Source organism: Nostocoides japonicum T1-X7, assembly GCF_001046855.1.
Lineage (GTDB): Bacteria > Actinomycetota > Actinomycetes > Actinomycetales > Dermatophilaceae > Nostocoides > Nostocoides japonicum.
In genome coordinates this window covers 2,777,153-2,787,518 of the sequence record NZ_HF570958.1, presented here as the reverse complement: position 1 = coordinate 2,787,518, position 10,366 = coordinate 2,777,153, and the positions used below count along the sequence as shown (strand labels likewise).

General features: G+C 72.7%; 9 protein-coding genes. 5 read left to right on the top strand and 4 right to left on the bottom strand.

Annotated elements, in window-relative coordinates; genetic code table 11:
- The 3 genes from BN12_RS12460 to BN12_RS12450 all read right to left on the bottom strand — a co-directional run.
- Positions 1-2,786 (bottom strand): S1 family peptidase (locus BN12_RS12460; RefSeq protein WP_048552891.1); only part of this gene is annotated, 2,786 nt, incomplete at its 3' end.
- A 3-nt stretch (positions 2,787-2,789) separates the two neighbouring features.
- Positions 2,790-3,131, bottom strand: a complete 342-nt coding sequence (locus BN12_RS12455; protein ID WP_048552889.1) for a trypco2 family protein — start codon at positions 3,129-3,131, stop codon at positions 2,790-2,792.
- Between the two features lie 283 nt (positions 3,132-3,414).
- On the bottom strand, positions 3,415-3,819 hold the full coding sequence (locus BN12_RS12450; protein ID WP_157635477.1) for a hypothetical protein: 405 nt from the start codon (positions 3,817-3,819) through the stop codon (positions 3,415-3,417).
- Positions 3,820-4,260: 441 nt separating this feature from the next.
- Between BN12_RS12450 and BN12_RS12445 the strand changes: the two genes are divergently transcribed.
- Together BN12_RS12445 and BN12_RS12440 are read left to right on the top strand one after the other, a co-directional pair.
- Positions 4,261-5,001, top strand: a complete 741-nt coding sequence (locus tag BN12_RS12445) for a response regulator transcription factor (RefSeq protein WP_048552884.1) — start codon at positions 4,261-4,263, stop codon at positions 4,999-5,001.
- Positions 5,002-5,017: 16 nt separating this feature from the next.
- Positions 5,018-6,559, top strand: coding sequence for a sensor histidine kinase (locus BN12_RS12440; RefSeq protein WP_235432392.1), 1,542 nt, complete (start codon positions 5,018-5,020; stop codon positions 6,557-6,559).
- A gap of 120 nt (positions 6,560-6,679) precedes the next feature.
- Here the strand turns inward: BN12_RS12440 and BN12_RS12435 are convergent, their stop codons facing one another.
- Positions 6,680-7,117: a DUF2231 domain-containing protein gene (locus BN12_RS12435; protein WP_048552881.1), complete on the bottom strand. Its 438-nt coding sequence runs from the start codon at positions 7,115-7,117 to the stop codon at positions 6,680-6,682.
- 334 nt (positions 7,118-7,451) lie between these two features.
- Here BN12_RS12435 and BN12_RS12430 point away from each other — a divergent pair, with 334 nt between their 5' ends.
- The 3 genes from BN12_RS12430 to BN12_RS12420 form a co-directional block, all read left to right on the top strand.
- Positions 7,452-7,961, top strand: coding sequence for a sigma-70 family RNA polymerase sigma factor (locus tag BN12_RS12430; RefSeq protein WP_048552879.1), 510 nt, complete (start codon positions 7,452-7,454; stop codon positions 7,959-7,961).
- On the top strand, positions 7,958-8,761 hold the full coding sequence (locus BN12_RS12425) for a zf-HC2 domain-containing protein (RefSeq protein ID WP_048552878.1): 804 nt from the start codon (positions 7,958-7,960) through the stop codon (positions 8,759-8,761). The genes BN12_RS12430 and BN12_RS12425 overlap by 4 nt, the downstream gene beginning before the upstream one ends.
- A 23-nt stretch (positions 8,762-8,784) precedes the next feature.
- Positions 8,785-10,366, top strand: a 1,582-nt coding sequence (locus BN12_RS12420; RefSeq protein WP_053080026.1) for a glycosyltransferase family 39 protein, incomplete at its 3' end; no start/stop codon positions are given.

Below are 10,366 nucleotides of genomic sequence, written 5' to 3'. Positions count from 1 at the left end.
GGCTGCGCGCCGAGCTCGGCGGTGCGATGCAGCTCCTCGAGCGCGCGGCGGGCCCACCGCTCCGCCGGCTCGGGGCCCTCCACCGTCGCCGTGGTCTGCGCATGCTGCAGGAGGATCCGCCCCGCCGTGGCATCCCCTGGGGCGAGGGTGTCGCGGATGGTGGCGAGAAGGTCCACCGCCTCGGCCGAGTGCCGCATCGCTTCTCCTGTCCGGCCGGTCCGCTGGGTCAGGGCGGCGAGGTTGGAGAGGGCCCGGACGAGATCGCGCGTCGCGGCGGGCGTGCCCTCCTCGCGCTCGTGGTCGCGCAGCCGGGTCCAGGCCTCCTGCTGGCTCGCCAGGGCCCGCTCGAGATCGCCCATCTCGGCGAGGATGCCGGCCTGGACGTCGAGAGCTCGGCCGAGGACCCCCGAGTCGAGACGCCCGCTGCCGAACTGCCCTCGGACGAGCGACACCGCGTGGTCGATGGTCCGGGCGGCGGCCTCGAACGAGCGCGCGTCGCTGAGCACGGATGCCTGCGCCAGCAGGGCGCGGGTGAGCGGCTCGTCGAGACCGGCCTTCTCGTACACGTCCGCGGCGCGGGCGAACTCGTGGCTGGCGAGGACGAGGTTGCCGGCCTCGTAGGCCACCGTCGCGAGCCGTTCGTGCTCCCTGCCCGCGGCCTCTCGCTCACCTGCCCACGGCCATGCGCCAGGCGGCGCCCCGCCCGGCAGGACCGGAGGCGGTGGGGGAGCGCTCGAGGTGAACGGGTTGCCGCCGACGTCGCGCGCCAGGTCGTCGAGCCGCTCGGGGACGCTGCTCTGGTGGCCCCAGCTGCTGCTGCTGCCGTAGTCGTCCGGATCGACGGTGAAGCGCCCCGGCGAGAGCCGCTCCGGCAGCAGTCGCAGCAGCGGGAGCGGGTCGGAGATCCGCTCGACGGCGCCGTCCATCGCGGCGGTGAGGGCAGGCCCACCGGAGGAGACGAGATCGCCGAGCTGGTCGACGAGGTGAGGCTGGTGCGGTATCGCGCGGCCGAGGACGATGAGAGCCTCCTCCAGCTCCGCGACGTCGTCGGACGCGAGCAGGTGACTGAGCAGGGTGGGCTCATCCTGCGTGACGCGCCCCACGAGATGCTCGCCGATTCGATCGGGTTGCAGGGGGCCGAAATACCGCGTCGTCGCTTCCGTGGGGTAGAGCGAGCGGAGCCAGTCGGCGACCCGGCTGTGCTGGGTCAGCTCGGGAATCCGCTGGAGCAGCTGCATGGCCGCCGGGCGGGTAGCGACACCGATGAGGGTCGCGGCGGCGACGGCGTGGTCGCGCATTCTCGCCGAGAGCTCGAGGCCCTCCGCTTCGAGGGTGCGCCGCCAGTAGTCGCGTTCGTGGGCGATGATCCGCTCCTCCAGCCGCAGGCCGCCCGGCTGCGGTCCTCGGTCGAGGAGGGCGAGGAGTGCCTTGAGCTGCAACGCCAGCGGGTCCCCGAACCGTGGGTCCGCGAGACCCTCCGGCTCGACAGTGGCCGCCACCCGGAGCCAGTCGACACGAGAGTCGATCTCGGGCAGCCGCCGGGCGAACTGGTCGACGCAGGCGCGGAACTCGGCCTCTCGGTCGCGCCGGTCGTGGAGTGGACCGAGGGCGGCGACGTCGACCTCCCCGAGCAGGTCCGGGTGGCGGTCCCGCAGCCGGCTCCACCAGTCGCCGTCGTCGCGGGCCAGGAGGAGCAACCGGATCCGCGGAGGGCTACCGGCGCTCTCGTATGCCGCGAGGATCGCCTCGAGCTGCGGCCCGCGGCTCTCGGCGTAGTCCACGACGAGCACGACCCGATGACGGCGCAGCACGCTCATGAGCGGCTCGAAGTCCGCCTGGGTCGTCGGCATGGCCGAGAGGAACCCGGCGAGCAGCTCCTCGTCGATCGACGTCGCACGGGCGACGAGGAACTGGGCGAGCCGGGTCTTCCCCCGGCCGCCCGGACCCACGATGACCTGGGCACCGAACTCGGCGGGCGACAGACACCACGCCTCGAGCTGGCGCAGCTCGCGCGAGCGGCCGACGAAGCTGATGACGCCCTGCTCGGCCCGGACAAGCTGCGCCGGCGAGGCGGGTCGCTGCAGTCCCGCCGCGCGGACCATGAGTGGCTCCAGCTCGACCGAGCGGGCTCCGGCGTCGAGCCCGAGGAGCTCTCGTGCCATCGGGTCGGTGAGGACCGTGTCGGCCGGAACGGCGGTGAGCAGGTCGCGGGCGAACCCGGGAGTGTCGATGACGATGACGCCGACGAGGACCGGCCCGCAGAAGACCGCGGCCCCCGACATGCCCTCCCACGGCGACGGTCGTCCGGGACCCGGGTCCGCCGGCGGGTCCTCGACCGACACCAGGTGACGGCCCAGGCCCTGGGCGCCCTGCGGGTTGAGGTGGCCGACGAGCTGGTAGCTGACCCGGCTCGGCCCCTCCTTCAGGACCGCGGGAAAGCCCGCGGCATCGACGCACTGCCCCGTGCGGCTCGTCGTGAACCGACCCCAGCGGGGGCTCCGGCCCCGGTCCGGGAGGTGGTGCGCGCCCGTGACGCGCACCAGTGCGACGTCGACGTCTCCTCGCGGCAGCGGCCAGACGACCTCGCCTGCCAGGGGTGCCGCCGAACCGGGCAGCGACGCCTCGACGGGCATCGGCCCGTCGGCGTCGAAGACGACATGCGCGGCCGTGAGGACGAGGTCGTCGGTCACGAGAAGTCCGCTGCCCAGCTCCTCGTACACCCGGCCCGCGGCATCCGGCGGGTGGACGCCGCGAACGTCGACCAGGCGCGAGGGGTCGGCGGCCACGGCCTACTCCCCGGAAGGGGACCGGTTCTCGGGCTCGCGCGGCTCCCGGAGGGCGCGACCGGAGATCCGCAACGGGTCCCCGCTCGCCGTGACGGGGTGGAGCTCGAGGGTGATCTCGTGTGTCGTCGAGCCGGTCCGGCTTCCACTGCCACCGGCCGACACGACCCAGAACTTCACGCCTGCGTTGCCCTCGGCGGTGCGGGACACCTCGACGGTGAAGGAGATCGACACCGGCCCGAGGTCGAACCGCACCGGAGAATCCGCGCCCCCCACCGCAGCCGACTCGAGCTCGGAGCGCAGGTTCGCGATGGCGTCGGCGAGCTGGATCGGTGCCGTGTCGGACATGGCAGCATTGTGACAGACGTCACAATGCTTCGGGGCGCGTCCGGAAAGTCCCGGACGGGGACGGCTCCGAGCCTGGGCTCTGGCCCGTGACGTCCCCGCCCGGTGGTCTGTCAGGCCGTGCGCTGCTGCCGCTGGGCGGAGGACGGACGCACTCCCGCCCCGCAGACGGGGAGCGCGGACAGGTCCTTGAATCCGCCGGTGCCCCCAGGCCGTTCGTCAATGCGGCGATGGCCGACGAGAGCGATGATCCTGCGAAGGCGACGCATGCCCCGGTCGGCGCGACTCATGGCGACACTCCCGTCGTCACCGCGCCCTGCTGGCCGGGCAACGATCCGGATCCCGGTATGCCGTCCTGTCCCCGCTGCGAAGCGCCTCCGCCGACTCCGGTGCTCTTCGTAGCCGTGCCGTTCTGGACCGTGCCGTTCTGGACCGTGCCGTTCTGGACGATGCCGTTCTGCTGGAGCGACCCGGATCCTTGCTGGCCCTGCTGACCGAACCCGCCCGGTCCGCCGAAGCCACCAGGACCGCCCTGGCCGCCGAAGCCGCCCCGACCGCCCGGTCCCTGCTGGGTCGATCCGGAGCCGGCGGGCAGGGCCGCTGCCGCGGCGACGGCACCGGCGGAGGACAGTCCGATGGCGAGTGCGGCCGCGACGGCGGTCTTCTTGCCCGACCACACCGGCGCATTCACCGCGGGAGCCGTCGACCCGGCCGCATCTGCCAAGGAAGCCGTCGACCCGTCGGCATCGGGAGACCTGGCGGTCTGCCACCCGATCGGGGCCTGTGCACCATGCTTGTCGTGGTGCACAGGCCCCGATCGGGTGCGAGAGCGCCACGAGGAGCGAGGTTCCTCGCTCGCTCGGCGCAGGAGACGGTCTCGGACGGTGGAGGCGTTCATGAGGACGGGTCCCTTCCCCTCGGGGCGCCGCGTCTGTGGTGAAGGCGCCGGGTCTGCGTTCGGGGCGCCGGGCATCCTGGCGGCGCCGTGGTCGAGCACCCACGTTCCGGCTCGGCGCTGTGGTGACCCTGTGGTCGATGTGTCGACGCGCTAGGAGCCGGCCACAGACGACACATAGGAACTCCACAGCAAGGGTCTGGTGGGGACACAAGGTGAGCCGCTTCACTGGATGGCATGACCGCAACGAACGCCGCTCCGAGCCCCACCAAGCTGCAGCGCCCGGACGGCAGCCCGGTGCGTGTCCTCGTCGTCGACGACGAGGACAACCTCACCGAGCTGCTGTCGATGGCGCTGCGCTACGAGGGGTGGGCCGTGCGGACCGCCGCCTCGGGCCTGGCCGCCGTGCGGGCCGCGAAGGAGTTCCAGCCCGATGCGGTCGTCCTCGACATGATGCTCCCCGACTTCGACGGGCTGGAGGTGCTGCGCCGTATGCGGGGGGACAGCCCCACCGTCCCCGTCCTGTTCCTCACCGCGAAGGACGCCGTCGAGGACCGCGTCGCCGGCCTCACCGCGGGGGGCGACGACTACGTGACGAAGCCGTTCAGCCTCGAGGAGGTCGTCGCCCGCGTCCGTGCGCTCATGCGGCGCGCCGCGGTCGTCACCGACGACAGCTCCTCGCTCCTGGTCGTCGGCGACCTCACGATGGACGAGGACAGTCACGAGGTGACGCGTGGTGGCACCCAGATCAACCTGACCGCAACGGAGTTCGAGCTCCTCCGGTACCTCATGCGCAACCCCAAGCGGGTCCTCTCGAAGGCCCAGATCCTCGACCGCGTGTGGAACTACGACTTCGGCGGGCAGGCGAACGTCGTCGAGCTCTACATCTCCTACCTCCGCAAGAAGATCGACGCCGGCCGGGCTCCGATGATCCACACGATGCGCGGCGTCGGCTATGTCCTCAAGCCCGCGGAGTGACGCGAGGTTCGTCCCCGTGACCATCGACTCGTTGACCCACCCCGCCGGCTGGACGCTCCGGGCGAAGATCGTCGCGTCGATGACGGCACTGTTCCTCGTCGTCACGCTGCTGACCGGTGTGTTCACCGTCCTCGCCGGGCGGGAGTACCTCTCGCGACAGCTCCAACGCGACCTCTTCAGCGCCTCCCAGCGCCTCGACGGGCCGATCGGCGGCGGCAGCCCCACCCTGGGCGGCGGCGGACCCATCCCCGGCGGCAACAGCAACAACCTGCTCCGTCTCGGGCTCAGCGACGGCCAGGTCGTGGAGAGCCGCAGCGGCAACCCGCTCAACTACGTCGTCGACGAGAACAACGACGTCACCTCCCTCGACGCCGAGCAGATCTCCCAGCTCGAGAACGCCCAGCTCGGCGCGAACCCGCGCCGCGTGAAGATCGAGGGCGGCATCGGCAGCTACCTGCTCATCGCCCAGACGCGCAGCGACGGCGTGGTCCTCATCACCGGCATACCCACCTCGGGCCTCGACCAGGTCGTGTCGGTCCTCGTCTGGCTCGTCGTCTGCGGCACCGCCGCCGGCCTCGCCGCCGTCGCCGTCGGGGGCACGTATCTCGTCCGGCGCAACCTCGAGCCGCTCGCCCGGGTCGCCGCCACCGCCCGCCGGGTCTCCAACCTCAAGCTCGACTCCGGCGACGTCGCCCTCGCCGAGCGCGTCCCGCCCGAGGACACCGACCCTCGCACCGAGGTCGGGCAGGTCGGTCTCGCCCTCAACAGCATGCTCGACAACGTCGATGGAGCCCTTCGCGCCCGGCAGGAGAGCGAGACCCGGATCCGGCGCTTCGTCGCGGACGCCTCGCACGAGCTGCGCACCCCCCTCGCGTCCATCCGGGGGTATGCCGAGCTGTCCCGTCGCGAGCCGGAGCCGGTTCCGCCGTCGGTCGTCCACGCGCTGTCGCGCGTCGAGTCGGAGGCCCAGCGGATGACCTCCCTCGTCGAGGACCTCCTCCTCCTCGCCCGGCTCGACGAGGGCCGACCCCTCGCGCGCGACGAGGTCGACCTCACGATCCTCGCCGTCGACGCGGTGAGCGACGCCCACGCGGCCTCGCCCGACCACCAGTGGGAGCTCGACGTCCCCGACGAGCCGGTCGTCGTGACGGGCGACAAGGCGCGACTGCATCAGGTGCTCGGCAACCTCCTCGCGAACGCCCGCACCCACACCCCCGAGGGCACCCGGGTCGTCACGACGATCCGGCCCGAAGGGTCGATGGTGCGGATCGCCGTGACGGACAACGGACCCGGCATACCGGAGAGCCTGCAGTCGCGTGTCTTCGAGCGGTTCGCCCGCGGCGACGACTCGCGGTCCCGGGCGGCGGGCTCGACGGGTCTCGGGCTCTCGATCGTCGCCGCCGTCGGTCAGGCGCACGGCGGTCGCGTGGACGTGACGAGCCGGCCCGGCGAGACGCGGTTCAGCGTCGTCCTGCCGGCGCGTGACACCCGCCCGGGTGCCGCTGCTGCGGAGCCGTCGACGCGACCTGGCGTCGTGAACTCGGCACACGTCGGCTGACGTCGGCTCGGCGTTCGCGAGGGCCTCCCCGTATCGGTCCGTCGCCGTGTCGGGCCTGTCGGCCCCGTGAGGTGGGCCGTCGTCTGCGTCCACGCAGGCCGGGGTGGACGTCCCCCGCGGTCAGCCCCAGACGGCGCGGGCGCCGGAGTCGCCGGTGAGAACGACGATCGTGAGGACACCGACCGCGGACACGACGACGACCGCCGCGACGATCCAGCGGACCGCGGCGCTCGGGCCCTTGCCGCGCAGCAGCCACCACTGGACGACCGTCGCCACCGCGAACACGACGGCGAACCAGATGACCTTCTCCCCGTAGCCGGCGTGCGTGTCGATGGCCGGGGTCGTCTGGCCGAGCGTGTCCTCCAGAGCGTGTCCGGCCTTCGTCGTGAGGGGGACGACGGCGGTGCCGACGACCGCGGCGAGGGGGACGAGGAAGGTCAGCTTGCGCTGGGCGGCGGGCCACAGGCTGACGAGGATGCCGCCGATCGCTGCGAGGGGCAGCAGGACGACGACGACGTGGACGAGCAGCGGGTGCGCGGGCAGGCCGTTGATCTCCATGACCCGACAACGTAGGGGAGAACGCTTGGGTTCACCTGTGCGACGACCACTGGCTCCACGGATGCCGCAGCGGGCGGCGCCGACCGGCCATCGTCATCCGCTGGGGGTGGGGCGCCGCGAGGACGGTGCGGCGGAGACCTGGAAAGGAACCGAAGGGCCGGAACGTGGAGCAAGCAGGGGGCTGGGATGCGGCGAGGGCAGGGAGCACGATTGACCCTGGAGCGACGCGATTGAACCAGGCGGCACGCGTTCTCGTCCTCTGGGTCGGGTGGCGCAGCCGCACCACCGGAGGTCGACACGACCGACCACCCCGAGCAGCAGCCGAAGGAGGGCCGTGACGAGCGGGCAGGAGGCGGCCCTCCGCGGGCTGCACGACCGGCACGCGACCGAGCTGTGGCGGTTCGCGATGCGGCTGACCCGCGACCCGCAGACCGCCGAGGATGTCGTCCAGGAGGCGCTCCTGCGGGCCTGGCGGGACCCGGAGCTGACGAACCGCTCCGAGGCCGCCTCCCGCGCCTGGCTCTACACCGTCGTCCGGCACCTCGTCGTCGACCGCTGGCGAAGCGCGGCCGTCCGCCACGAGACGGCTGTCGACGAGGTCGGCGAGCGGGCCGTCACCGACCGGACGGCGGAGGTCCTCGACCGGTGGCTCGTCACCGACGCGCTCGGGCTGCTGTCGCGCCAGCACCGCGAGGTCATCGCGGCGGCGTACTACGAGGGCCGCAGCGTCGCCGACATCGCCGGTCGCCTCGGCATACCGGAAGGAACCGTGAAATCGCGTCTGCACTACGGACTGCGCAGCCTGCGGCTCGCGCTCCAGGAGAAGGGGGTGACCGCGCCATGACCGGACCCGACCCGTACGCGGACTGGGACGCGGCATACGTCCTCGGCGCCCTGTCCGCGGCCGACCGCACCGACTACGAGGCGCACCTCGCCGAGTGTCCGTCCTGCCGCGACGCGGTCGCCGCACTGGCTGGCATGCCGGGCCTGCTCGCCAAGGTCCCCTACGACGAGGTGCTCGGCCTCGAACCCCCCGAGGGCGGCTGGCCGGAGCCGCCCGCCTCGCTCATGCCGGATCTCCCGGCCGGCGAGAGCGCCCCGGCGACGGCTCGTCGCACTGCCCGGCGGGGCTGGCTCGTCGGGGTCGCCGCCGCAGCAGCTCTCGTCGTGGGGGGTGCCGGAGGGTATGCCGTCGCCCACCTCGGCGACACCGCGCCGCCGGCCGGGATCGTGGCGACCGGGCCGGTCCGGCTGGCCTTCAGCGACGTCGTCCCGTCGTCGATGACAGCGGTCGTCGACGTCACCGCGACGGCGGACGGGACCCAGCTCGACGTCGAGTGCCAGTACGCGCGGGCGACCGACGCGCAGGAGTACCCGGGTGAGGACCCCTCGACGGCCGACTACTCCATCTGGGTCGTCGACCGCGGAGGCGCGAGCAGCGAGCTGAAGCAGTGGACCGCCAAGCCGGACAAGGTCATGCACCCGTCGGCGACGACGCCGCTCCCGCCGTCGCAGATCGCGGCCATCGAGATCCGGCGCGTCGACGACGGCGAGACGGTCATGCGTGCCGCCGTGCCGGGCGTCACGAGGCAGCCCGCGGCGGATGCACTGAAGCGGCTGGGGAGCGACACAGCGACCGCATAGCCCCCGCGCCGATGGTGGACGCCATGGACACGATGACCCTGCATACGGCGCCCACCGGGACGGCCGCGACCGTGGACTCCCCGCGGGACACGTCCCCTCCGACAGACGAGACGCCACCGGTCCGGCCCGGTGCTCCGGGCCGCTTCACCCGCCTGTGGCGCGGCCCGGAGGACGACCCGGCGTGGGCCCGGCCCGCGCTCGTCGTCCTCCTCCTCGCGACGGCGGCCTTCTACCTCTACAACCTCGCCGCGAGCGGGTGGGCCAACTCCTTCTACTCCGCCGCGGTCCAGGCCGGCAGCGTGAGCTGGAAGGCCTTCTTCTACGGGTCCTCCGACGCCGCCAACTCCATCACCGTCGACAAGCCACCGGCCTCGCTGTTGATCATGGCGCTGTCGGTCCGGGCGTTCGGCCTCAACTCCTTCGCCATCCTCATGCCGCAGGTCCTCATGGGCGTGGCGACGGTCGGCATCGTGTATGCGACGGTCAAGCGGCACTTCTCGGCCCAGGCCGGCCTCGTCGCCGGCGCCGTCATGGCGCTGACCCCGGTCGCGGTCCTCATGTTCCGCTTCAACAACCCCGACGCCCTCCTCACCCTCCTCATGGCGCTCGGCGCGTGGGCGACGCTGCGGGCGGTCGAGAAGGGCTCGATCCGGTGGATGGCACTCGTCGGGGTGTTCATCGGGTTCGGCTTCCTCACCAAGACCCTCCAGGCGTTCCTCGTCGTGCCGTTCTTCGGCATCGCGTTCCTCGTCGCGGCGAACACGACGCTGCGCCGCCGGATCCTCGGCTCGCTCGCCGCCGTCGGCGCCCTCGTCGTCTCGGCCGGATGGTGGGTCGCCGTCGTCGAGCTCGTCCCGGCGAGCATGCGACCCTACATCGGCGGGAGCCAGACGAACTCCTTCCTCGAGCTCACCTTCGGCTACAACGGCTTCGGCCGGCTCTCCGGCAACGAGACCGGGTCCGTCGGCGGTGGCGGTGGCGCCGGCGGGCAGTGGGGCGCGACGGGGTTGGGGCGCCTGTTCAACTCCGAGATCGGCGGCCAGATCTCCTGGCTCATCCCGAGCGCGCTCGTCCTCCTCGCCGTCGGCCTCTGGCTGCGCGGCCGGGCACCTCGCACGGACGCCCGTCGCGCGGCATACCTCGTGTGGGGCGGCTGGCTCCTCGTCACCGGCCTCACCTTCTCCCTCATGGCCGGCATCTTCCACGCGTACTACACCGTCGCCCTCGCACCGGCGATCGCCGCGCTCGTCGGGATGGGCGCCTGGGAGGCGTGGGAGAACCGCGCGAAGCCGGTCGGCTCGATCACCCTCGCCGTCGCGACCGCCGCCGCGTCCGTCTGGGGCTTCATCCTTCTGTCACGGACGACGGAATACGGCTCGTGGCTGCGGATCTCGGTCCTCGCGATCGGCATGGCCGCCTCCTTCCTCCTCCTCGCCATCGCTCTCCTGCACCGTCGCGCGGTGCCGGTCGTCGTCGGCGCGGCCCTCGTGGCGGCGCTCGCGGGTCCGGCCGCCTACAGCGTGACGACCGTCTCCGAGGGCCACACCGGCTCCATCGTGACGGCCGGGCCGAGCACCGGCGGCATGGGCGGCGGCCCGGGCGGCG

What these genes read in the sequence shown, in the direction of transcription:
- BN12_RS12455 (WP_048552889.1), bottom strand. Translation starts at nt 3,131, where the DNA reads ATGTCCGACACGGCACCGATCCAGCTCGCCGACGCCATCGCGAACCTG.
- BN12_RS12445 (WP_048552884.1), top strand. Translation starts at nt 4,261, where the DNA reads ATGACCGCAACGAACGCCGCTCCGAGCCCCACCAAGCTGCAGCGCCCG.
- BN12_RS12435 (WP_048552881.1), bottom strand. Translation starts at nt 7,117, where the DNA reads ATGGAGATCAACGGCCTGCCCGCGCACCCGCTGCTCGTCCACGTCGTC.
- BN12_RS12425 (WP_048552878.1), top strand. Translation starts at nt 7,958, where the DNA reads ATGACCGGACCCGACCCGTACGCGGACTGGGACGCGGCATACGTCCTC.